This is a genomic window from Faecalicatena orotica (assembly GCF_905197545.1).
Classification (GTDB): domain Bacteria; phylum Bacillota; class Clostridia; order Lachnospirales; family Lachnospiraceae; genus Faecalicatena_A; species Faecalicatena_A orotica.
In genome coordinates, this window is the sequence record NZ_CAJJZH010000001.1 from 278639 (window position 1) to 302542 (window position 23904).

The window sequence follows — 23904 nt, forward strand, 5'->3', positions numbered from 1 at the left end:
TTATGGGCACATTGATTGTAGGAGCTATCGTAGTGGGAGCAGTCGCACTTGTTATCAGGGGAATGATACGTGATAAAAAGAATGGAAAGTCTATTCAGTGCGGCGGTGACTGCAAACATTGCGGAGGACATTGTGGACACTAAAGAAATGATCGTAGAGAGACTGAAAGAGAACGGATGCAGGATTACAAAGCAGCGTCTCATGTTGATCGATATCATTCTGGAAAATGAGTGCCAAAGCTGTAAAGAGATTTACTATCAGGCCGCGCAGGCAGATAAAAGAATTGGCGTTGCTACAGTATACAGGATAGTGAATGCCTTAGAAGAGATCGGGGCAATCAGCAGGAAGAACATGTATAAAGTAGAGTGTGCGAAAGACTCATACGAAGAATGTGCAGAGGAAGGAACCTGCATTGTTGTTCTGGATGATGAAACGACGTACCATCTGACACCCGGCATCTGGAATAAGGTTGTGTCAGAAGGGCTGAAAAGATGCGGTTACCTTAAGAACCAAAGGGTCGCATCCATAAAAATAGAAAAGTAAAACAAAGCGCTTAATGAGAGCCAATCCCACTAAGCGCTTTTATTTTTAATAACATATTGAGAATGATTATCAAATGAGAAAGCTTAAGATGAAAAAGTATGGCGAGGTTTTGTTTTATATAATAACAGCAATCATGATTCTTTCCGGGTTCTGCATACACCCGCTGGGAGGGGTTCTGGCGGTGAAGATGATACATAAGGTGTCAGGGCTTTTGTTCTGCATTTTCCTGATTACTCATGTGACACGTTACGGGAAAAAGTTAAGGAGGAAGAAAACTCATGTTTCATAAACGTTTGTTGAAAGAATTCAATGATAACCGGAAATACATAGCAGGCATGGTGCTCACGCAATGGGTCACTTTACTTGCAAATGTTGTTCTGATGCTCTTCGCAGCCTCTTTTATTGGACATATGAGTGACGGGAGCCTTACAGCCTCTGATTTTCAAATTATCCTTCTGGCACTGGCGGGGGCTTTGCTTATCCGTGGGATTATGAATACTTGGAACAGCAGGCTTTCCTTTCAGGCTTCGACGGAGGTCAAGAGCAGGCTGCGTGAAAAGATTTACCGGAAACTGATGGAACTGGGAAGCCTCTACCGGGATACCATCGCAACATCCGAGGCCGTCCAGATCAGTACGGAAGGCGTAGACCAGCTGGAAATCTATTTTGGCAAATATATCCCCCAGTTTTTCTACAGCCTTCTGGCTCCGGTTACACTCTTTATCATTGTCGGCAGCATGGACATGAAGGTGGCGGCAGTGCTTCTTTTATGTGTTCCGCTGATACCGCTGTCGATTGTTGCGGTACAGAAGTTCGCAAAGAAAATGCTGAGCCGTTACTGGGGAACTTACACAGAGCTTGGAGATTCTTTTCTGGAGAACCTTCAGGGGCTGACGACGCTGAAAATCTATCAGGCAGACGAAAGATACGCAAAGAAGATGGACGAGGAGGCAGAAAAATTCAGGAAGATTACTATGCGTGTGCTGGTGATGCAGCTGAATTCCATCAGTATCATGGATCTGGTGGCATATGGCGGTGCGGCAGCAGGGATCATACTGGGGATTCTGGCCTATGGAAAGGGCGGCATCAGTCTTGAGGAATGTTTCTTTATCATTATGATTTCAGCCGAATTTTTTCTGCCATTACGTCTGCTTGGTTCGTTCTTCCATATCGCGATGAACGGAAACGCGGCGGCGGATAAAATCTTCCGCCTGCTGGATGCACCTGTCCCTGAAAAAGGCAGTGTTTCAGAGATTCCGGAGAGTTCTGTTGTTTTTGAAAATGTCACATTTGGGTATGACGAAGAGAAAAAAGTGATTCAGGATGTAAATTTCACCGTGCCGGAGGGCAGTTTTACGGCTTTGGTTGGAACATCCGGATGTGGGAAGAGTACGATCGCATCACTGCTTATGAGAAATTATCTGGAATATGGGGGCAATGTAAAAGTTGGCGGTGTCAGCGTCAGAGACATTGATGAGGATGCACTTTATCAAAAAATCACCAGAATACGCCATGACAGCTACCTGTTCAAAGGCACTGTCTGTGAGAATCTGAAGATGGGAAAAGCAGATGCGTCCAGAGAAGAAATGTTGTGGGCGCTGAAGAAGGTGAACCTGTATGAGACCGTGATGGAAAAAGGCGGACTTGATATGGTGCTGGAAGAAAAGGCAGCGAACCTGTCGGGCGGCCAGAAACAGAGACTGGCTCTGGCACGTGCGATCTTACATGACAGTGATATCTACATTTTTGATGAAGCAACCTCCAATATAGATGCCGAAAGTGAAAATCTGATTATGGAAGTCATACGTGAACTGGCCGAAGTGAAGAGCGTGATCCTGATTTCACACAGACTGGCAAATGTGACGTGGGCGGACCAGATTCTGATGATCCAGAACGGGACAATCATCGAGCGGGGAAGCCACAGGCAGCTGATCGAAGAGGGCGGAGAATATGCGAAGCTCTATGAGAGTCAGAAGGAACTGGAAAAATACGCAGGAAAGGGGGCGGCATAGATGAATCATACAAAGAAAAACAGAACTTCACTGCAGGTCATGGCCGGACTGATCGGAATGATAAGGCCGCTCTTAGGACTAATGTTCCTGGCGGTGCTGATGGGATGCGCAGGCAACCTGACTGCTACATTCCTGACTATTTTCGGGGGATACGGGATGCTTGAGGCGGCCGGAGTATATACAGGGCTGTCATTCGGGACAATTGCCGCAGTGCTGGTTGTATTTGCCGTGTTCAGGGGAATCCTGCGTTATGCGGAACAGTCCTGTAACCATTATATTGCATTCAAGCTTCTGGCGAGAATACGGCATCAGGTATTTGCAGCGCTCAGAAAGCTGGCTCCGGCCAAGTTAGACGGCAGTGAAAAGGGAAACCTGATCTCAATCATTACCAGTGATATTGAACTGCTGGAAGTGTTCTATGCACATACGATTTCCCCCATCGCGATTGCCGTGGCCTCCTCGGTTTTTATGGTGGTCTTTCTGGGAATGCTTAACCCGGCGGCAGGAGCAGTGGCCCTTGTTTCCTATTTGATAGTGGGGGTGGTAATTCCCGTCAGGAACAGCAGGAAAGGGAAGAAAAGCGGCCGGAACTACAGGGATTCCTTTGGAAATCTGAATACATCGGTTCTGGATAATCTTTACGGGCTGGAGGAACTTCTCCAATACCAGCAGAAAGAGAAACGCATGGCTGATATGGCCGGAAAGACAGAAGCACTTGAAGAAACGGGAAGGAAGCTGAAAAAAGATGAGAACATACAGCGGATTGCAACCGACTGTGTAATCCTTGCAGCGGGAATAGTGATGCTTATCGTATGCGGACTTTTTGTGCAGGCGGGGCAGATGGAATTTTACCAGGGTGTGACTGCCGTCATCGGAATGATGAGTTCCTTTGGTCCTACAGCAGCTCTTTCGGCATTGTCAAATAATCTGAACCATACTCTGGCAAGTGGAAGCCGGGTGCTGGATATTCTGGAAGAGACACCAGTTGTAACGGATAATGAAGAGGGTGTAAAACTGCCCGAAGGTGACGTAGTCTGCCGTAATGTTTCATTTAGGTATGAGGAAACGGCCGATGGAGTGCTGAATGATTTTAACGCAGTTTTTAGACCCGGAAAAATTCATGGAATATTGGGCCGAAGCGGCTGCGGAAAATCAACACTGCTAAAGCTGATGATGCGTTTTTATGAGGCAGGAGAGGGGAGTATTACATACGGGGGAGAGGATGTAAATGAGATCCGCACATCGTCCCTGAGAAAGAAGCTTGCTTATGTAACGCAGGAGACATTCCTGTTCCATGATACGATTGAGAATAATATCAAGATTGCCAATGAGAATGCGACCCGGACGGAGGTTGAGGATGCGGCAAGGAAAGCATCTATTCATGAGTTCATCATGTCACTGCCAAACGGGTATGACAGCCGGCTGACTGAACTGGGTGACTGCATCTCCGGGGGCGAGAGACAGCGCATCGGGATTGCCCGGGCATTCCTCCATAAAAGCAGGATGATACTGCTGGACGAACCGACGAGCAATATTGACAGCCTGAACGAGGGTATTGTTCTGAAAAGTCTGGAACGGGAAAAAGAAGACAGGACAATCCTCCTTGTTTCACACAGGAAATCAACGATGGGGATTGCAGACGAAGTGGTTCAGATGTAAAAGTAAGGAGGGCACAATGAGCGTAGTGATAATCGGAGGGCATGACCGTATGGTATGCCAGTATAAGAAAATATGCAAACAGTTCCACTGCAAGGCAAAGGTGTTTACACAGATGTCTGCCGGATTAAGCAAACAGATTGGCAGCCCGGATCTGATCGTATTATTTACGAACACAGTGTCCCACAAAATGGTAAAGTGTGCTGTGGAAGAAGCCGGAAGGTGTAATGCCGATGTTATAAGATGTCATACAAGCAGCAAGAATGCACTCGAAGAAATATTGGGAAATGTCTGCTGTTAATAAGTTGTGGATTACACTTCTTTGGTTTATAAAGAAAAACGTACAGCTCAGGCGCAAAAAGCCTGAGCTGTATTAATATATAATAAATTACAGGAATTTCCCTAAGAAAACCGAAATATATTGGAAGAAATTTGAAAGATTTATTATGAATTCATTAAGAAACCTACTTTACCGGTGCATCTTTCAAAAAGTCTGTTATAATAGTCACTAGACCGAGATAAAAAGGAGTTGGACATCATGGGAAACAGGCTTGGGAAATTAAAGAAAATCATACCGGCATATGCAGTATTTCCTCTGTTATCCTGTTTGGCGGTTAATTTTATTGTTTATATGGGAACGGACCGTATTACAGAAAACTGGAAGCATTATGACCTCACACTTCCGATTGACAGGGCAGTCCCGGTAGTGCCTGCGTTTGCAGCGGTATACTTAGGGTGTTACCTTTTCTGGACTGTAAATTACATAATCATAGCGAGGCAGGGGAAAGAATACTGCATTCGTTTTGCGGTGGCAGACATGATGTCACGACTGATATGCGGGACTTTCTACCTGCTTATGCCTACCACGAATATCAGGCCTGTGCTGGCGGAACCGGGATTCTGGGATTCGGTGCTTTTGTTTGTTTACAGCATTGACCCGCCCACAAGGCTGTTCCCGTCCATCCACTGTCTCGTAAGCTGGTTCTGCTATATCGGGATCCGCCGGCAAAAGAATATACCGAAGGGCTACCGGATGTTTTCCTGCTTTTTTGCACTGCTTGTCTGTGTCTCAACGCAGCTGACCAAGCAGCACTATATTGTAGATGCCATAGCAGGCATCATACTGGCAGAAGGTACATACTGGCTGGCTTTTCATACGCGGCTTTATCAATATCCCCAGAGGGTATTTGACTGGCTGTATCAGAAATGTTTTCACAGGAGGGTAAGACCTGTGGGAAAGAGAGTGAACTGTGACGAGTAAGAAGAAAAAGATTGCGAACGCGGCATTCGTTGTGCTTGTATTTGCACTGACAATTTACAGTGTATTTAAAGGAGAAGATCTGCGTGCCGTTATCCGGACAATTTTAAAGGCGAATCCACTGTACCTGATTCCCGGGGTGGCGGGGGTGGTCTTCTTTATCTGGGGGGAATCCATCATTATCCATTATATGATGGGCACCCTGAAAATCCATACGAAGAAGTGGACCTGTTTCTTATATTCCTGTGTAGGGTTCTTCTTCAGCGCCATCACACCATCTGCGAGCGGCGGGCAGCCGATGCAGATATATTATATGAGAAAGAATAAAATTCCGGTTCCGGTATCGACATTAGTGCTGATGATTGTTACAATAACATATAAGTCAGTCCTCGTTGCTATCGGACTGTTTGTTGCATTCTTCCAGAGGGGGTTTGTACATAAGTATCTGGAAGGGATTCTGCCGGTGTTTTACCTCGGGGTGGGTCTGAATGTTGCATGCTGCATTGCCATGTCGATTCTGGCATTCCACCCGGCCCTGGCGAAAGGGATTATGATGTGGTGCCTGAAGATTCTGGAACGGCTGCACATTTTAAAGCATAAGCCAAACCGTACAGAGAAACTGTCTGCTTCGATGGACCAGTATAATGCAACGGCGGCGTATTTGAGGACACATGCAGGAGTGATTGTGAATGTGCTGGCCATAACATTTTTACAGAGGTTTGCCCTGTTTTTTGTAACATGGTTTGTGTATAAGGCATTCGGGCTTCACGGGGCACACATCTATGATGTTGTGATGCTGCAGGCGGTAGTGTCGGTATCGGTTGATATGCTTCCCCTCCCGGGCGGCATGGGGATCAGTGAGAATCTGTTCCTGATTATATTCAAAGGCATTTTTGCCGCAGGACTCCTTCTGCCGGGTATGGTTTTAAGCAGGGGGATTGCATACTACGTACAATTGCTGCTCAGTGCGGCAATGACCCTGTTTGCCCATCTTACCATAGGACGCAGACAGAAAGAAGCGGCAGAGAAACCGTGTTGTGAGGCGCAGGGATAAATGTGGTGAAAGATAAAATCTAAATGAGAAGAGAGAGAATAAGATGATTGGTTTTTATAATTATACAGTGGTACTGACTTATATCAGCCTTGCCACATCAGTATTCGGGATGACTCAGGCGGTTCACGGAAGGTTCAAGACGGCAATCCTGTGCCTTGCGTTATCGGGCCTGTGTGATATGTTTGACGGTAAGATTGCGCGCAGAAAGAAAGACAGGACGGAGGATGAAAAGTCCTTTGGAATCCAGATAGATTCCCTGTGTGACGTGGTTTGTTTCGGTGCCTTCCCGGCATTGATCTGTTATCTGCTGGGTGTAAGGGGGCCGGTTGGAATCGCGGTCATTATGGTGTATTGTGTGAACTCCGTCATAAGGCTTGCTTACTTCAATGTCATGGAGGCAAAGAATGCACTTGTGACAGAGAGCGGGGAGAAGTTCTACAGAGGACTTCCAATCACCTCGATGGCGATTGTGCTGCCCCTCGTATTTATGATCCAGTTTTTCGTTCCGGATTCGATTTTCAGAATTTGTCTTCATTTGGCACTGCTGATCGTGGGAATCCTGTTTGTTGTTGACTTCCGGCTGAAAAAGCCGAAGAATGCCACACTTGCTGTGCTGGTTGCCGTTGTCGGTGCCGCAGTAGTCATTATGATTGTTTTTACCCGTTACCGTATCAGCTTCCATCCGGGATGGCCCTGGCTGTATTGGGTGAGAAGGTTATAAGAGAGAGGGTAAATGATGAAGTATATTGACAGAGAAGGACGGATAACAACAGCAGATTCCGGGCAGGACAGACTGCTGAAGAGGATGTATTTGAGCCGCGCGGGGCGTAGGATTCTGAAAGTTCTGGTCTGCCCGTTTGTTTCCAGAGCAGGCGGCTGGCTGCTGGACAGAAGCTGGTCACGGGTCCTGATTGTCCCGTTTGTGAAGGCGAACCAGATTGATTTAAGTGTCTGCGAGAAGGAACGTTTTCGTTCTTATAACGATTTTTTCACGCGGAAACTGAAGGACGGGGTCCGTATCATGGAGGGAGACGAGTGGACACTTACAAGCCCGTGCGACGGAAAGCTGAGTGTCTACCCGATTGTCCATGAAAAAGGTAAAAAAAGCAGGTTCAACATTAAGAACACGTCTTATACAGTGGAATCTCTCCTCCGGTCGCCGAAACTTGCAGCATATTATGAAGGGGGAACGGCGTGTGTGTTCAGGCTGACGGTCGATGACTATCACAGGTACTGTTACGTTGATGACGGGATGAAGTCAGAAAACTGCCATATCCCCGGGATCTTTCATACGGTGAATCCTGTGGCGAACGATGTCGTCCCCATTTATAAGGAGAACACAAGGGAGTACTCACTCTTAAGGAGCAGACATTTTAAGACGGTACTGATGATGGAAGTGGGGGCCCTGATGGTCGGGCGGATTACCAATTACCATGAAGCATGCCTTGTAAAAAAGGGCGAAGAAAAAGGGCGTTTCGAATTCGGCGGTTCCACGGTGATCCTGCTGTTCCAGAAAGATGCAGTCAGGATGGATGAACGGCTGTTTCAGAATACACAGTCCGGTTATGAGACAATCGTAAAGATGGGTGAGCGTATCGGAGAATCAATAAGAGGTCAAAAATAAGGGTATTATTTTTGACCTTTTTGCATGCCTTAAGGCAGGCAGATTAAAAAATGTCATTTTTGTACTACAAAGTCAGACAAAAAGTGAAAAGCTTAGTGGGACAGATTTCGTTACAATAAAGAAGACAAAAAGAAGAATCTGTACTAATAGAAATGTGAATAAGAATTTGTATCGTAACGAAAGGAGCAGTCAAACTATGAAGTTAGGATTTATTACAGCAATTTGTGACGGAATGACATTTGAGGAAGTCGTGGATTTTGCATCTGAGAATCATCTGGAATGCCTGGAAGTAGCGTGCTGGCCGCAGGGGGGCGCACAGAGGAGATATGCAGGGGTCAGCCATATTGATGCTGCAAATATGAATGAAGACAAGGCGGCATACATTAAAAAGTATTGTAAAGACAGGAATGTGGAGATATCTTCCCTTGCATACTACCCGAATACACTGGAGCCGGACATAGAAAAGCGTCAGAGTTATATTGAACACCTGTATAAACTAATCGATGCATCGGCTATGCTGGATGTGAATATGATTACTACGTTTGTAGGGCGCGACCCAAAGAAAACGGTGACGGAGAATCTGGAGACTGTAAAGGAAGTATGGCCGCCAATCGTAAAGTATGCAGAGGAAAAAGGTGTGAAGATCGGGATTGAAAACTGTCCGATGTTATTTACAGAAGATGAGTGGCCGGGCGGGCAGAACCTGATGACGTCTCCTGCAAACTGGAGGAAGGTATTTGAGATCCTTGACAGCCCGAACTTCGGGATTAATTACGACCCGTCCCATTTTGTATGGCAGCAGATTGATTATATCAGACCTCTTTATGAGTTTAAGGATAAGATTTTCCATGTACATTATAAGGATATCAAAGTATACCCGGATAAGCTTGCCGATGTGGGAATCATGGCGGCCCCGCTTGAATATATGTCCCCAAAGCTTCCGGGACTCGGGGATGTGGACTGGGGCAGATATGTTTCTGCGCTGACCGATATCGGATATGACGGATATACATGTATCGAGGTGGAAGATAAGGCATTTGAGAAAAATCTGGAAGATGCAAAGAAGGCAGTACTACTGAGTGCAAAATATCTTAGGAATTTTGTTATATAATACAGCCACAGTTTAGGAGGATACGTGAAAATGAAAAAATATGCATTTGGAGTAGATATAGGCGGAACGACTGTAAAGCTGGGATTATTTGAAACAGACGGGAACCTGCTTGAGATGTGGGAGATACCGACCCGCACCGTGAGCGGCGGAAAGTTTATTCTGGGGGATATATCGGAGGCAGCCTATGAAAAACTGAGTGAGAGAGGCATCTCCCATCTGGATGTGGAAGGGATTGGCATGGGTGTTCCCGGTCCGGTCGGACAGGACGGTACCGTTTTTAAATGTGTGAACCTCGGGTGGGATGTATTCAATGTGGAGCGTGAACTCGGCGAACTTACCGGAATGCGGGTGAAGGCAGGAAACGATGCAAATGTGGCGGCTCTTGGTGAGATGTGGCAGGGCGGCGGAAAAGGCTGCAGCAATATTGTCATGATCACACTGGGAACCGGCGTAGGAGGCGGTGTTATCATTGACGGGCATATTCTGGCAGGGTATAACGGTGCGGCAGGAGAGATCGGGCACCTGCCGATGACAGATGACGAAACAGAGTGCTGCGGATGCGGAAAGAAGGGGTGTCTGGAACAGTATGCTTCAGCGACAGGGATCGTCCGCATGACAAAGAAATATCTGGACGCACATAAAGATATAGATAGTTCGCTGAGAAGCATCGAAACCTTCAGCGCGAAGGATATCTTCGATGCGGCAAAGGCAAAGGATGAGGCTGCCGTGGTCATGGTAAGTGAACTGGGACGCATGCTCGGGAAGGGGCTGGCACAGATTGCCTGCGTTGTGAATCCTGAGGCTTTCGTTATTGGAGGCGGAGTGGCAAAAGCCGGGGATATCCTGCTTGATGCTATCAGGGAGCATTATGTGGAATATGCATTTCATGCGTCAAGAGATACGGAATTCCGTCTGGCATCCCTCGGAAATGAGGCAGGTATCTATGGCGGTGTAAAACTGATTATAGGGTAAATTAAAATCCCCACCGGAAAAGAAGCTCCGATGGGGATTTGTTATTGTTATAAATTGAACCAGTCACCGTAGCCCATTTTGATCAGGTTGTCCCGGCTGATTTTCAGGCTCTCGAACGGGTCCCTGCCGTAGGTAGAATCCTGTTCGATGAGGAAGTATTCACTTCCGCCTTCCAGTCCGGCCTGAATGCATTCCTGGACAGGCAGGCTGCCTTCCCCGATTTCTGCAAATTCTACGATGTCAGTGAACGCCTGCATGAATTTCTGTGGATCAAAATCCCCTTCCGGCATACGGAGTTCTCCGATGCGGTAATCCTTTAAGTGGAGCAGGCGGATTCTTCCGGCATATTTCCGGATAAATTCAACCGGATTTTCTCCTCCGCGCTGAATCCAGTGGATATCCAGCTCAAATCCCATATGCTTGGTTGTGTCTTTGATGATATCCAGCAGGTATTCGCCGTCATACTTTGCGAATTCTACGTGGTGGTTATGGTAGTAGAGGTCGATATCGTGTTCTTTTAACCGGGCTGCCATTTCATCTGCCCGTTTTACGAAGTCCAGTGCCTTTTCGCGGCTTCCCATGCAGGTCATTGGCAGCATGCCGATACGCAGCATGTCACAACCGAGTTCTTTCATGTCTGCTACAATTTTATCAAAATCACTCACAAGATACTCTCCGGGCATTTCCGGAAACATTGGTTCGAGTGATGCAGAGCAGGCTGCAATCTTTACACCGAATTCTTCCGATGCTTTTTTCATGCCGGCTACGTTTTCAGGGGTCATTGGAATCTGGCTGACCTCTACACAGTGGTAGCCAAGTTCCGCACATGCCTTCAGCGTGCCGTAGGCCCCTAACTCATTAATTTTATCTTTAATCGTGCTCATCTGTATGCCGATTAATCCTTTTTCCATTACAGTTTTCCTCCCTATTAAAAATAGTTCGTAACTGTTCAGGACCATGAACAGTTACAACAGTTCATTTTTAGTTACATGTGCCTCTCAGGGCCTGACGTGCTTTCCTGTCCGGCCCGACTGCTGAATCGCGTCAATCAGCCGGATGCTCATGACAGCGTCTTTGACATGCAGATAGTCCTGGCTGCCGCTTTCAATCGCCTGATAGAATGCCCGGATCAGTTTTTCATGGCTGGCGCCGTAGTAGAACTTTTCCCCTGGCATCTTTGCATCCTCTGCAAGGCGCTTCTTATTCCCGTCCGGTTCCGTCTGGTAGAGCACATTATCGATGATGGAAAATTCTGCGCCCCCGGTCTGTACCGAAATCTGTACGCCTTCGTTTTTATAATTGGCGTTAGTTGCGAAGAACAGGCCCTGTGCCCCGCTTTCAAACCTAAGTGCGGCAGATACGGTATCTTCTACTTCTATGCCGTAATCCAGAAGTTGGGATACAGAGGCGTTAATACTCTCAATTGGACCGCCTAAATAGTAGAGCAGGTCCAGTGTATGTACGGACTGGTTGATCATGCAGCCGCCGCCTGCATGTTTCCATGTGCCGCGCCAGGGCTTTTCATCATAATAGGACTTCGGCCGTGCCCAGGGGACGAATCCCTTCAGGCCTGTTATCTTTCCAAACTGTCCGCTGTCTATCAGTTCTTTGAGCATTTCTACCGATTCATTGAAACGGTTCTGCAGGCAGATACCGATGTGTCTGTCCGGATGGGCTGCCTCGAAGACGGCAAAGTCCACGGCCTCATCAGTGTTCATGGCGACAGGTTTTTCACAGAAAACATGTGTGCCCAGATTAACGGCCTCTTTGGATACCGGTACATGCAGATAATGCGGCAGGCAGACATGTACCACATCCGGCTGTTCTTTTTGGATCATTTCATGGTAATCCGTGTAAAATGCAGTCCCTTCAGGGGCTCGTTTACGTGCCCTTTCATCAATGTCGCACACTGCTTTAAGTGTAATATCAGGATTGCGCCGGATTGCCGCGATATGTATTGTGGAGATGTCTCCTAAACCAATTACGGCTGCACTTTTCATCTTATTCATATCCTCCAGTCCTTTTTATGTTCTGCCGAAATCCGGAATATACCCGGAACGGCTTATCTGGCCGGGAACTTACCTTCTTCTGCAATTTTCTTGTTCAGTTCGCTCAGGTACAGTTCTTCATCTACCGGGTTGTCTACCTCTTTTCCGAGCCAGGAAGACAACTGGGTGGCATTGGCAAGATTTACGCCGTTGATGCCGTCTGAACCAGGTGCGAGCAGGTCAGTCCCTTCCAGAATATGCAGGGCGAAGTTTTCCATTACAGTCGTATGCTGAACGCCCCAGCCGTCTGTATTCTCAAATGTTTCCACTGTGTACATGCCATCTGCACCGGAAGCATTGCCCATAGTCAGTTTGGCAACATCCATCATGCTCATGGTCTCATTCATCTCTTTTTCATCCTTTTTCAGGCGGTAAACGGTAGCAGTCTGGCTGGAATCTACAACAATCTTGCCACCGTCAAGGTCTATTTCAAGACGGTCTGTCCCGATCGGGTCATGGGTACAGGTGATAAAGGTTCCTGTCGCCCCATTCGGGTACTCTGTTACAATGGTCACGTCGTTTTCTACGACAATATCCCTGTGGCATCCGTACAGGCATTTGGCATATACTTTACTTGGAATACCGCAGATCCACTGCCAGAGGTCCAGCTGGTGAGGTGCCTGGTTAACGAGTACACCGCCGCCTTCTCCGCCCCATGTAGCGCGCCACTCACTCTGTGCATAATAGCTGTCCGGGCGCCACCAGGAATTAATGATCCAGTTGGAACGGCGGATTTCTCCCATTTCACCAGAAGCCACGATTTCTTTAATCTTCTGGTAGAGTTTGTTGGTACGCTGGTTGAACATAATACCAAATGCAGTTTCAGGATGTTTTGCCGCGCATTCGTTCATCTCGCGCACAGATTTTGCAAATACACCGGCAGGCTTTTCTACAAGTACGTTCATACCGTGCTCCAGACAGTAGATTGCAATCTCCGGGTGCAGGTAGTGGGGGACAGTCGTGATGACAGCGTCTACATTACCGGAAGCCACCATCTCTTTCCAGTCTGTATAGAATGGATATTCCGGATAATTTTCCCTGCACATTTTTTCTTTCTCAGGGTCAATATCGCACAGCGCCCCCAGTTCACAATGTGGCGGGCACTCAGGCGCGGGCATTCCCGGAAAGCCTCCTTTCCCTGTCAGAAATCCGGCATAAGCGCCTCCCTGTGCACCAATTCCAATTAGTCCAAAACGAATCTTTTTCATATTTATCTCCTCACTTTTCTTTTTTGTTTTACGGACAACTGCATGGTATTAAGGCTGTCCGATTTTTTCTAAAATGCTGCATAATGCATGGTACTGCATGGCGTACCCTTCCCTGCCGTCTTTGGCTTTGTTTTCTTTAATGATATTTTCTGCCGCCGTAGTCTCTAATGAAACCAGGGAATCAAACAGCACCAGATGCGGTTCCAGGGTCAGGAACCCGGTATATCCTTCTTTGCGGATGGCGCGGTCCAATAAGAGTTCGATCTTTCCTTCCCCCGTGCCGCAGACAACATTCTCCTGATTTGAAGAGACAGCATCCTTGATATGAATGTACCTGATGAAAGGCTTAAGCAGGTTCCAGCATTCCTCCGGGTCTTCACCGCACTGTACGAAATTGGCAAAATCAAAGGCGGCGTAAAAATGTGGATCCTTCAGTTCGTCAAATAGTATTCTGCAGCGTTCCTTCGTATCCCCATATATATCCTTTTCATTTTCATGGAGCAGTATGATGTCGTGCTGTCTGGCAATATCCAGAAACTGTCTGGTTTTTTCAAGGACTGTATTGCGGAAATCATCCGGATTTTCTCCTTCCGGAATGAAAAAGCTGAACATACGGATATAACTGCAGTCCAGTAACTTGCATATCCGGCACAGCTCTGCCAACTGGAGTTTCTGCTTTTGGAATCCTTCTTCGTCCTCTATGCCTACCTTTCCGACCGGAGAACCGATAGATGATACTTTTACGCTGTATTTGGAAAGCAGGGGCATTAATTCCTCCTGCACTTCCTGTACGGTATAGTCTGCAATTCCCTTCTTGTTTGCGGAACGCAGAGAAATGTAGTGCATTCCAAGCTCCGTGACAACCTTAAGCTGCTGTTCAAAATCCGGGCTGATTTCGTCTGCAAATCCTGATATATGGATTTGTTCCTCCATACCTGTTTACCTCCTTCTTTTATGATATGATCTAAGTATAGCCCTGAAAAAAAATAGTAGGTATTCCAGTATTTGTTGAAATTAGTAAATTTTTTACATTTATTTGAGACACCCTGAATATTATGCTAATATTAATGTAATGAATGCGAATAGGAGAACAGCTATGCCTGATAATCAATTGTTACTGTCATATACACAGGCCATATTGTCTGAGATGAGGATATCCTCCAGAATCATTCAATATCCATTTCTCTGGGAGGCGCAATTCGATCATGAATTACGCAGATCCATTTATACGGAAGCAGACTACCGCACCTTCTGTAAGAATATCTCAGCTGACTGCATGGATATTTACCAGAAGCATATTCTTGGAAGGGGGACAGACCGTTTCGGGTGCGAGTACATCTTCGTCAGACTGCCACAGGAAACTCCGGCCCTCTTTGTCGTGGGTCCGTTCACCTATGTTCCTTTTACAATGACACGTGTCGATGAATACTGCCGGAAAGCAGGCCTTCCGGAACATTTTCAGGACTTTATGCAGCAGTATTATGTGTCCCTCCCTGTGATTCCTGAAGAACATGGGATGGAGAGCCTGATTGGAAATCTGGCACAGTTCCTGTGGGGGGAAGAGAAACTTTCCATGCCCCATTTGATCTTGAATACGCATCAGGCGGGGTTTAGTGACCATACGGATATGATACCAAAGCCAACCCCGAGTTCGATTGTCTATATGGAGAGCAAATATGAGAGTGAAGAACGGCTGTGTGCCTATATAATGGAAGGAAATCTGGAAAAGATAGAAGAAATCAGAGAAAAGCTCAGTTTAAGTTCTATAAAGCAGCACTTTCCGGATTCGCTGCGTGACCAGAAAAATAATCTGATCATGTTCAACACAATCTGCCGCAAAGCTGCCCAGTCGGGTGGTGTTCATCCGGTCTATGTGGACACAGAGGTCAACAGAATTACGGCACTCATAGAATATGCCGTGAACATAAAGCAGCTTGACAGCATCTACAAGGACATTCCCCGGAAGTACTGTATGCTTGTGCGGACATACTCGATGGAAGATTATTCGCCGACTATTAAAAAGATTGTGACCCATATCAGGCTGAATCCGGACACGGACCTCACGCTGAAAGCAATTGCAGAAAAGTTTTCCATGAATAAGAACTACCTTTCGACACTTTTTAAAAAAGAAACCGGAACCAGCCTGACGGCATTCGTGAATCAGGAACGGTTAAATTACGCAATCCGGCTGCTAAATCTTACACAGCTTCCGGTTGGGGAGATTGCCAAGATGTGCGGGATTGAAGATATGAATTATTTTTCGAGGCTTTTTAAGCAGCAGGTAGGCACAAGCCCGAGCAGTTACCGGAATAACCTGAAAAAAGCCTGAGCAAGTCCTGTACCGGGATTTACATAATTTCTAAAAGATGCCGTATACTATGGATGAGGTGAGAATATGGAACAGAACTACCAGATAGCGGATATCACGAATGAAAGTATAACTGAGATTAACGAACTTCAGGAAAAACTGAAGCAAGAGACAAAAGAAGATATTGTATTGATAGCTTACCAGGCGGTCCGGGATGAGAAATAACTCACCCGGACTTTCTGATATATTCTTTACAGCAGATGCTGTGACAGCTTTGTATACAATGCTGCGACAGCCGCATGGTAATAAGCAGCAGGCAGTGCATAAATAGCTGTTGAAACCGCGCGTCCTATGCCGGTCGGCAGGATCAGGCTGAAACGGTAGGAGAGGAAGAAGCAAAGAGCAATCCAGCCTAAGAATGTCAGCTGCATGATGAAGAGGTTCATCTTTTGCCCGGCCGTCATTTCACGGCTTTTCTGCATTGCCACACCTGCGGTCATATCCGGATGCTGTGCCAGAATCCACGGAGTAAAAAATGTGCGGTAATACTGCATGATTCCCGGTACAATCAGGATCAGGCCGCCGGCAAGGACGGTCAGATATCTCACGGCCATTCCTTTTACGATAGAAAGGTAAGTCTTTTTCCCCCGGGTGAAAAAATGCCACAGGGTATCAAATTCTGCGCTTCCGTCATTCAGATCCATATAAAACCTGTTCTTTCCTGCATTCAGTGGCAGATAAATAAAAATGGTGCCAGAAAGCAGGATGGCAAGGAGCAGGGCGGAGCCTGACAGAGACAGAGAACGGATACTGCTGCCCTGGTTAAAGAAGAGTGCAGGGATATCTGCGATCAGGCGGATTACCAGAACCGCCAGATAGGCCTGTATAAAGTTTTTGTTTAAGCAGGTGAGTCCTTTTTTCTTGATTTCTTTTGATGACCATACCATAATTTCTATCACAGGCCCCGGCTTTTTACCGGGACCCTTCCTCCATTTCTTGAATATACAGCCGACAGTGCTTTTTTCTTACAGTCCGATTACAGATGCAATGATTGTGAATACGGCGCAGATAACAAGCTGGATCAGGAACATCGGCATTGCGAAGCGGACCCATTTCTCATAGCCTACGTTTCCGGCGCCGAGGCAGGCATTCGTTGTGGAGCTGGTCGGGATGACAGCGTTACTGAATCCTTCGCCGCCCTGGAATGCCACGATTGCTGTCTGCATTGTAACTCCTGTCAGGGATGCGATTGCCGCCATGAATGGCATAACAAGTGTAGCCTGCCCGCTTCCGGATGGAACGAAGAAGTTAATGACTACGTTGGCGATCAGCATACCGATCGAGATCAGTGATGACGGAAGCATCTGCAGCAGGGATGAAAGTCCGGAAACGATGGTATCCATGATCATACCATTTTCAAGGACGATCAGGATGGCGCGTCCAAGCCCGATAGCAAGGGCGCCGAATACCATTGTCTTAGCACCTTTGATCCAGGATGTACAGATCTTGTTTCCACCAAGTCCCCCGATGATACCTGCGAGCAGTCCCATTCCGAAGAATGCGGCAGCCATATCTGATGTACCCCAGGATAATTTGAGGGAACCATATACGACACATCCTAATCCTCCGAACAGTACGAGGATTACAAGAATCTGGCGTACGGAAAGTTTTGTAGTGAAATTTGCCTGTTCTTTCTCGTGTGCTTCTTTTTCACTTAACTCTAATTCATAACAGTAGCTTGTAGAAGGAGATGCCTTCACCTTTTTCGCATAGCGGATAATGTATGCACATGTGAAGACCAGTGTAACAACCTGCCATACTACACGGAAACCGAGACCGGAGAACAGCGGGACACCGGCAATTCCCTGTGCAACAGCCGTTGTATAAGGGTTCAGGGCACCACAGGAGAATCCGACGTATACACCGCCGAGCACCATTGCGATACCGGTGATGGCATCATAACCACATCGCCGGGCAAGGGCGACACCTAGCGGGATGAACATAATTACCTGGGGGTCGAATGCCATCGTTGCACCGAGGATGGAGAAAATGGTGGTGATGGCGATAATCATCAGGGTTTCTTTTCCGTTTAGCCGGTGGGCGATTTTATTGATCCCCACATTCAGTGCATTAGTCTCGTCGAAGATACCGAAGGTTCCCCCGCAGACGAATACGAAGAAGATCAGAGCTGCCTGTGCCTCCAGTCCGGACGGGACAGCCTTCAGGAAATCCATCAGAGAAATCGGGTTGGATTCTACTTCATGGAAGGAATCAGCTACAACGACCATCCTCCCGGTATCATTTTCCACGCGGTCATAAGAACCTGCAGGAAGGACATAGGTGAGTATCGCACATAAAATCAATATCATGAAGATGATAAAATATGTGTGTGGAACCTGTATATCCCATTTTTTCTTCTTTTGTTTCTCACTATTCTCATTCATTTTTTCTTACTCCTTTTTGATAAGTAATAACTGGTCAGATTCTGAAACTTCACACAAGCGGCTGTGTCTTTTCCCTCAGCCAGATCTTTTCCTCTTCATTTAGATAAGGGGAGAGCTTGTGATAAGTCTCTTCGTGGTAATGGTCCACCCACGCGGTTTCCTCTTTTGTCAGCAGCCCGGTCAGGATAAGGCTGCGTTCAAACGGACAGAAGGTTACAGTCTCAAATTTGAGGAATCTCCCGAATTCATTCTCACAGTCTTCCTGGACAAGAAGATTATTTTCCAGACGGACCCCGTGCCGGCCCGGCTTGTACACTCCCGGCTCATCGGAGAAGAGCATGCCGGTATTGAGTGGCACCTGTCTGGCATACGGGAATGGCGGTGCAAATTCGGTAATGATCTTTCCCGGACCTTCATGTACATAGAGCAGATAACCCATCCCATGTCCGGTCCCGTGCCCGAAATGGCGGGAATGATTCCACTGGACAGCTTTGGATACTCCGTCGAGGACATCGCCGGTCATTCCATAGACAAACCGCTGGGTGGCCAGAGCAATATTGGATTTTAGTGCCAGTGTGTAGTCGGTACGCATCTCCTCCGTGCACGGGCCTGTCGGGATCACCCGGGTAATGTCTGTTGTGCCGGTTTTATAATGGGCACAGATATCGAACAGCAGCATTCCTTCTTTCTTTACCTCGGAATGTATTTCCTCGGTAGGACGGTAGTGGGGCAGGGCAGCGTTCGGACCATAAGCGATGATCGCCAGATTGGCAGGCATCAGGTAGTCCGGGTCCATCCTGCGGAAAATCTCCAGATCCCGGACCAGATCGTATTCTGTCACAGTACCTGTTTCCAGCCGGTCATAAATATGCCGGATAAAACGGACAATCGCGGCGCTTTCCTTGAGATTGCTTGTCCGGATATTCTCCTGTTCTGTCGGATTCTTCCGGCTTTTCAGGTAAGTGATGATATCCATCTGCTCGATGATATGTACATCTTCCGGGACAGAAGCGAAAAGCTTCAGGCTTGTTTTGTACGGATCCATCAGAATCCTGCTGCCGGATGGAAGCCTTGAAATAAGCGGGAACACCTCGTTTCTCGGAAAGATACTGATCCCGTCTTCCTCCAGATGGGCGCGGATGGCAGTACTGAGTTTTTCCTCGTCCATACACAGGCAGACTTCTTTCGGAGTAATCAGCAGATATCCATGAAAAATCGGGTAGATCGGGTGGTCCCCTCCCCTTAAATTCGTAAGCCATGCCACATCATCCAGACAGCAGCCCAGATAACAATCGGCATTCCTGTCCGAAATGGCAGAGCGCACGCGGGAAATCTTATCCTTTCTGGATTCGCCTGCATAGGGAAGTCCGAGCTCCCAGACAGGGGCATCCGGGATATCGGGGCGGTCTGTCCAAAGCATTCCGGGATAATTTGCCTCATGCCGGATACGGATATCATACTGTTTCAGATAGTCCCTGCATTTCCTGAAATCGGCAATGGATAAGACCTCGCCGTCCATAGAAAGAACGGAACCGGCGCCAACATTCTTCACAAGCCATTCCATCCATCCCGGTGTTCCCTGCACCGAGGTGTTGCAGAGTTCAAAGACGCTGCTGTCCAGCTCGCGCTCCATTTGCGCCGCATAGCGTCCGTCACTCCAGAATGCGGCCTTTTCCAAGGTGATTACACAGTAACCTGTAGTTCCTGTAAATCCGCTGAACCACTGCATGGCACGCCAGTGTGTCGCGACGCCTTCACTCTGATGTGGATCTGCAGTACCGATGTAGACTGCATCCACGTGTTCCTGCCTCATCAGGTCCCTGAGGGCAGATACATGTTCTTTTCCTGACATTTAAAACCTCCTGACATTATCCTTGTTATTCTGGCAGCTGACAATACCAGAAATGTAGGTTAATCGTATAAGCAAAAAAGTAAAAATAAATAATTTGTGCCCTTGATGAGCTTACAAATTACTGCTATAATGACAATAAAGTTTTTTGCTTATACCTATAAGCAAGATTTATATTAGCATAAATCAATAAGAAATACAAGATAGAATGGAAAATGTTGTGCAATTTTTTAAAAAACTTTCAGGAAACATAACGGCATTACGACTAACTTTGAATCGGGGGATTTGTATGAAAGGCAATATTACAGCAAAAGAGATAGCAAAAATATGCGGAGTGTCCCAGGCGACCGTCTCCTATGTGCTCAATGACCGGAACGATAAGCGTATCAGTGAGGAGACAAAGGAGAGGGTGAGAAAAGTCATTGCAGAATACCACTATGTCCCCAACGAGGCGGCACGGAGTATGAGGAATAAGAAATGTACTGTCATCGGCATCGTCTGTGCGTGGGACTACAGCCGCCAGTCTTTCCTCGATACCATCGAGGGTATCGGAAGATATCTGGATAAGATGAATTATACACTGACCTTGTTTTATGAGAAGAAGGAAGACACTTCACCATCCTATATTAACAGCTATAAATCAAACCTGATCGACGGGCTGATCTATATCTCTAATAAAGAACATGAAAAGTTTGTAGAGCCTGCGGAGAAATATGACATCCCCTACGTGGTTGTCTGTATGGACGGCGTATTTTCAAAAAAATCACCGAAGCCGCACGCCTTCGACGATGTGCTGGAAGAATGCGTCCTGTTCTGCAGGCAGAAGCAGCTGAGGACCATCCGGTATTTCTCTGTAGATAACGAGGGTGTATTTGTAAACAACAAATATCCCCAGTTTGCAGAAATGGCCGCCAGAATCTACCCGGAGTGCGATCTGGAGCATGTAGTGATCCCGGTGAAATACCGGTGTCCCGAGAATATCTACCCGGGGCTGAAGGCATACATGGACACCCATGAATTCGATATCGCAATCTCCCATAACTACGATATTGGTTACCTGATCCAGCGCGAAATACTGAAAAGTGGCGTCGTACTGCCCCAGCATCCGAAGAACATCTTCATTAACAACGTAGACTTCTACGCCATCACATACCCGTCCGTCACAGGCATTACCATCCCCTATCACGAAATGGGGCGGTATGCGGCCAAACTGATCTTATCCATCTTGGCGGGAAAAGAAGAGGAGTTTACCTATCAGGAATTTACATGCAGGCTCATCCACAGACAGTCTACCTTATGCTAATTTTTTGTTGAAATGTTTTGTTCATTATTAATGATTGACATGCGATATGATTTTCTGCCTGTCGGATGGACCAGCTTCATGTAAGGTTTGGTGGCCGGGGCTGTATATGCCGCTGCAAAATGCTAGAGTGTGCTTACGGATTCTAGAAAAAATGACATCTGAATGGCAGGGAAAAATATGATTCCGAATCATATTTTTGGAGAACACATCACGAGAAATCATCAGATTTCTCGTGATGTGTTCTCTGTACCTGTCATTCAGGTGTCATTTTTTCGTAGAATCCGTTAGCAACACGGTGTGTATTTCGCAGCGGCATATACAGCCCCGGCCACCAAATCTTACATGAGGCGTCCCCGCCGCCACCTAAAAGTTCCCTCTCTTTAGTCTGAGTGTGAATGTGCATCCGCCCCCGGCCGTGTCTGTGAGTGTGAGTGTGCCATCGTGCAGATGTGCCAGTTCTCTTGCCACGCTTAAGCCAAGGCCGAAGTGGGACTTATCCCTGCGGGACTGGTCGGTGCGGAAGAAACGGTCGAAGACCTGTGGTTTCTTTTCATCTGTGATTCCGGGGCCGTGGTCGGCTACAGATACGCAGAGATGGTGTTTTGAAACTTCTGCCCTCAGTTCTACGGGCAGATTCCTGCCGGTGCCGCCCTTCCCTGTACCATAGGTGAGCGCATTGTCAATCAGGATGGAGAAGATTTGTTCCAGCCGTTCTTTGTCTCCGAGGACAGGCGGCAGGGGTTCGTCTGGAAGGCTGATACAAAGCGGAACGTGTTTTTCTGAACACAGGGGTTCATAATGTTCATAGATGTCTAACAGCAGGGTATCCATATCAATCTGTTCACGTGCCACGTGCCACCCTTTTGTGTCGGCGGAGGCAAGGACCAGCATGTCATTTACAAGCCGCCCCATCCGTCTGCATTCTTTCTGTATAGTCGCCAGGAACTCCCCGGATCTGGAAGTATCCTCCAGGACTGCAGAGGAAGAGGCCTGAATGACAGCAAGGGGGGAGCGCAGCTCATGGGAGGCGGCAGCGATAAATTCGTTCTGTTTTTCTCTGTTTTTCGCAAGCGGCTTTAAGGAATGTCCTACAAAGAACCAGCTCACAAGAAAGATGGCGGCAATGCCGGACAGGCCCGTCGTGAGGAACAGGATGCGTCCGTTTTTGATCTGCATCTTTTTCTGCCGGTTATCGTGCAGGACCACCATGCTTTTAAAACCACCGGTCTGCGACGGCGTGACCATGACATAGGCCAGATAAGAGTCTCCATTTTCGCCGTTTAGGGACATGATGTCTGTTTTTTGGAGAGAGGTGGAGACAGGGGGGATATCCGGGCTGACCTGTTGTTTGCTTGCCATGTTTTTAGCCTTTTCTACGAGGAGGTCCCTGTCCGTCTTCGTGGTATAGGAACCTGGAAACAAGAAAGGAACGGTATTTTCTTCGATGTGGATGATCAGCTGATTCTCTATTTCCTGATCTGTCAGCCAGGACTGGGAGATGGAGCTGCCGTACTGCAGCTTCGAACTGAGCTCCATGATATTCTTTTCAAAGTTTTCAATGTTGCGCTCGGATATGGAGCGCTCTGTCGTATACAGGATGACTGCGAGAACGCAGACAAGGACCATGCCGGTCGTAACCGTGTAGGCCAGAGTCAGTTTTTTCCTTAGTTTATGAAACATCAGATTCCTCCATGCGGTATCCCACACCGTGAATGGTTACGATTTTAGTACGGCTGTTGAGGGCCCTCAGACGTTTTCTCAAGAAATGGATGTAATTATCAAGATTTCCGTCCTCGACTTCTGTATCCGGTCCCCAGATGTGTGTAAGGATGAGGGAACGGGGCAGGACCTGCCCTGCATTTTTGATGAAATATTCAAACAGGCCGGATTCTCTCTTAGAAAGAGAGAGAAGCTGCCCGCCGCAGGAAAGCTCGTGTTTCTCTTTGAACAGTTCAAGGTCGCCGAAGGTGAGGCTGTGTCCGGGGAGGATTGCGGCAGGCCTTCTTGTCAGCGCGCGAATCCTTGCCATCAGCTCCAGCACGTCGAATGGCTTTACAATATAGTCATCTGCACCTGCATCCAGACCGTCGATCCGGTCCGTGATATCATTCATGGCAGTGGCGAGGATGATGGGGGTCTGGATACCGTTCCTGCGGATGGACTGCAGAATGGTCATGCCGTCAACGCCCGGAAGCATCCGGTCCAGGATGATGGCGTCGTATGCCTGGTGAGATGCGTAAAACAAGGCATCTGTCCCTGTATTGCAGATATCTGTGTCATAGTTGTCCTTCACAAGATGGAGGCGCACGGCCTCACACAATTCCAGATCGTCTTCAATCAATAAAATTCTCACGATATCGGATCCTTTCTATTCTCAAAGAAATGAAAGCAGCGAAGCTGCTGAATATAGTATAGCAAAGATTTCTCTAAAAAATCTGTAAAAACATTAAGAATCCTTAAAAGATTTTTAGAGAAATGTTTGCTAGACTAAAGACGTACTAAAAAGAAACGGAG

Annotated in this window: 24 protein-coding genes; 15 read left to right on the forward strand and 9 right to left on the reverse strand. The window is 47.3% G+C overall.

Features of this window, described 5'->3' with window-relative positions:
- Positions 1 to 2: 2 nt before the first annotated feature.
- The 12 genes from ABIN22_RS01150 (at position 3) to ABIN22_RS01205 (ending at position 10230) form a co-directional block, all read left to right on the forward strand.
- The gene (locus ABIN22_RS01150; RefSeq protein ID WP_109729715.1) at positions 3 to 143 is read left to right on the forward strand and encodes a FeoB-associated Cys-rich membrane protein; all 141 of its coding nucleotides are present in this window, start codon (positions 3 to 5) and stop codon (positions 141 to 143) included.
- Positions 133 to 543, forward strand: coding sequence for a Fur family transcriptional regulator (locus tag ABIN22_RS01155; RefSeq protein WP_242995939.1), 411 nt, complete (start codon positions 133 to 135; stop codon positions 541 to 543). Before ABIN22_RS01150 ends, ABIN22_RS01155 begins: the two co-directional genes overlap by 11 nt.
- A gap of 88 nt (positions 544 to 631) precedes the next feature.
- Positions 632 to 832, forward strand: coding sequence for a hypothetical protein (locus ABIN22_RS01160; protein WP_109729713.1), 201 nt, complete (start codon positions 632 to 634; stop codon positions 830 to 832).
- Positions 822 to 2555, forward strand: a complete 1734-nt coding sequence (locus tag ABIN22_RS01165; RefSeq protein WP_346906136.1) for an ABC transporter ATP-binding protein/permease — start codon at positions 822 to 824, stop codon at positions 2553 to 2555. The genes ABIN22_RS01160 and ABIN22_RS01165 overlap by 11 nt, the downstream gene beginning before the upstream one ends.
- A complete protein-coding gene (locus ABIN22_RS01170; protein ID WP_346906137.1) occupies positions 2556 to 4214 on the forward strand; it encodes an amino acid ABC transporter ATP-binding/permease protein in 1659 nt (552 codons plus the stop codon).
- A 16-nt stretch (positions 4215 to 4230) separates the two neighbouring features.
- Positions 4231 to 4512 carry a DUF2325 domain-containing protein gene (locus ABIN22_RS01175; RefSeq protein WP_118621262.1) on the forward strand — a complete coding sequence of 94 codons (282 nt, stop codon included), beginning with the start codon at positions 4231 to 4233 and terminating at the stop codon, positions 4510 to 4512.
- A 237-nt stretch (positions 4513 to 4749) separates the two neighbouring features.
- Positions 4750 to 5472 carry a phosphatase PAP2 family protein gene (locus ABIN22_RS01180; RefSeq protein ID WP_109729708.1) on the forward strand — a complete coding sequence of 241 codons (723 nt, stop codon included), beginning with the start codon at positions 4750 to 4752 and terminating at the stop codon, positions 5470 to 5472.
- Positions 5462 to 6523 carry a lysylphosphatidylglycerol synthase transmembrane domain-containing protein gene (locus tag ABIN22_RS01185; RefSeq protein WP_109729707.1) on the forward strand — a complete coding sequence of 354 codons (1062 nt, stop codon included), beginning with the start codon at positions 5462 to 5464 and terminating at the stop codon, positions 6521 to 6523. The genes ABIN22_RS01180 and ABIN22_RS01185 overlap by 11 nt, the downstream gene beginning before the upstream one ends.
- A gap of 43 nt (positions 6524 to 6566) precedes the next feature.
- On the forward strand, positions 6567 to 7244 hold the full coding sequence (locus ABIN22_RS01190; RefSeq protein WP_346906138.1) for a CDP-alcohol phosphatidyltransferase family protein: 678 nt from the start codon (positions 6567 to 6569) through the stop codon (positions 7242 to 7244).
- 15 nt (positions 7245 to 7259) lie between these two features.
- Positions 7260 to 8147 carry a phosphatidylserine decarboxylase gene (locus tag ABIN22_RS01195; protein ID WP_346906615.1) on the forward strand — a complete coding sequence of 296 codons (888 nt, stop codon included), beginning with the start codon at positions 7260 to 7262 and terminating at the stop codon, positions 8145 to 8147.
- Positions 8148 to 8343: 196 nt separating this feature from the next.
- Positions 8344 to 9258 carry a sugar phosphate isomerase/epimerase family protein gene (locus ABIN22_RS01200; protein WP_346906139.1) on the forward strand — a complete coding sequence of 305 codons (915 nt, stop codon included), beginning with the start codon at positions 8344 to 8346 and terminating at the stop codon, positions 9256 to 9258.
- A gap of 30 nt (positions 9259 to 9288) precedes the next feature.
- Complete coding sequence (locus tag ABIN22_RS01205) at positions 9289 to 10230, forward strand: ROK family glucokinase (protein ID WP_109729703.1); 942 nt, start codon at positions 9289 to 9291, stop codon at positions 10228 to 10230.
- A gap of 47 nt (positions 10231 to 10277) precedes the next feature.
- Here the strand turns inward: ABIN22_RS01205 and ABIN22_RS01210 are convergent, their stop codons facing one another.
- The 4 genes from ABIN22_RS01210 to ABIN22_RS01225 all read right to left on the reverse strand — a co-directional run bounded on the left by ABIN22_RS01210 (position 10278) and on the right by ABIN22_RS01225 (position 14419).
- Entirely contained in the window at positions 10278 to 11141 is an 864-nt protein-coding gene (locus ABIN22_RS01210) for a sugar phosphate isomerase/epimerase family protein (protein ID WP_346906140.1), read from the reverse strand.
- Between the two features lie 87 nt (positions 11142 to 11228).
- Positions 11229 to 12239, reverse strand: a complete 1011-nt coding sequence (locus ABIN22_RS01215; protein ID WP_346906141.1) for a Gfo/Idh/MocA family protein — start codon at positions 12237 to 12239, stop codon at positions 11229 to 11231.
- A gap of 53 nt (positions 12240 to 12292) precedes the next feature.
- Positions 12293 to 13486 carry a Gfo/Idh/MocA family protein gene (locus ABIN22_RS01220; RefSeq protein ID WP_346906142.1) on the reverse strand — a complete coding sequence of 398 codons (1194 nt, stop codon included), beginning with the start codon at positions 13484 to 13486 and terminating at the stop codon, positions 12293 to 12295.
- A 48-nt stretch (positions 13487 to 13534) separates the two neighbouring features.
- The gene (locus ABIN22_RS01225) at positions 13535 to 14419 is read right to left on the reverse strand and encodes a sugar phosphate isomerase/epimerase family protein (RefSeq protein ID WP_346906143.1); all 885 of its coding nucleotides are present in this window, start codon (positions 14417 to 14419) and stop codon (positions 13535 to 13537) included.
- 163 nt (positions 14420 to 14582) lie between these two features.
- On the opposite strand from ABIN22_RS01225, the gene ABIN22_RS01230 reads away from it, so the two are divergent.
- Positions 14583 to 15815, forward strand: coding sequence for a helix-turn-helix transcriptional regulator (locus tag ABIN22_RS01230; RefSeq protein ID WP_346906144.1), 1233 nt, complete (start codon positions 14583 to 14585; stop codon positions 15813 to 15815).
- 66 nt (positions 15816 to 15881) lie between these two features.
- Positions 15882 to 16019: a hypothetical protein gene (locus tag ABIN22_RS01235; RefSeq protein ID WP_346906145.1), complete on the forward strand. Its 138-nt coding sequence runs from the start codon at positions 15882 to 15884 to the stop codon at positions 16017 to 16019.
- A 26-nt stretch (positions 16020 to 16045) separates the two neighbouring features.
- Here ABIN22_RS01235 and ABIN22_RS01240 read toward each other — a convergent pair whose 3' ends face one another.
- The 3 genes from ABIN22_RS01240 to ABIN22_RS01250 all read right to left on the reverse strand — a co-directional run bounded on the left by ABIN22_RS01240 (position 16046) and on the right by ABIN22_RS01250 (position 20090).
- Positions 16046 to 16753 (reverse strand): DUF975 family protein, encoded by a 708-nt coding sequence (locus ABIN22_RS01240; RefSeq protein ID WP_346906146.1) that lies wholly within the window; start codon positions 16751 to 16753, stop codon positions 16046 to 16048.
- Positions 16754 to 16819: 66 nt separating this feature from the next.
- The gene (locus ABIN22_RS01245) at positions 16820 to 18238 is read right to left on the reverse strand and encodes a YfcC family protein (protein WP_346906147.1); all 1419 of its coding nucleotides are present in this window, start codon (positions 18236 to 18238) and stop codon (positions 16820 to 16822) included.
- A 49-nt stretch (positions 18239 to 18287) separates the two neighbouring features.
- Complete coding sequence (locus tag ABIN22_RS01250) at positions 18288 to 20090, reverse strand: aminopeptidase P family N-terminal domain-containing protein (protein WP_346906148.1); 1803 nt, start codon at positions 20088 to 20090, stop codon at positions 18288 to 18290.
- Between the two features lie 286 nt (positions 20091 to 20376).
- Here ABIN22_RS01250 and ABIN22_RS01255 point away from each other — a divergent pair, with 286 nt between their 5' ends.
- Positions 20377 to 21390 carry a LacI family DNA-binding transcriptional regulator gene (locus tag ABIN22_RS01255; RefSeq protein WP_346906149.1) on the forward strand — a complete coding sequence of 338 codons (1014 nt, stop codon included), beginning with the start codon at positions 20377 to 20379 and terminating at the stop codon, positions 21388 to 21390.
- Positions 21391 to 21753: 363 nt separating this feature from the next.
- Here the strand turns inward: ABIN22_RS01255 and ABIN22_RS01260 are convergent, their stop codons facing one another.
- Positions 21754 to 23070: a sensor histidine kinase gene (locus ABIN22_RS01260; RefSeq protein ID WP_109729693.1), complete on the reverse strand. Its 1317-nt coding sequence runs from the start codon at positions 23068 to 23070 to the stop codon at positions 21754 to 21756.
- Complete coding sequence (locus ABIN22_RS01265; protein WP_109729692.1) at positions 23060 to 23743, reverse strand: response regulator transcription factor; 684 nt, start codon at positions 23741 to 23743, stop codon at positions 23060 to 23062. The genes ABIN22_RS01260 and ABIN22_RS01265 overlap by 11 nt, the downstream gene beginning before the upstream one ends.
- Between the last annotated feature and the right edge of the window lie 161 nt (positions 23744 to 23904).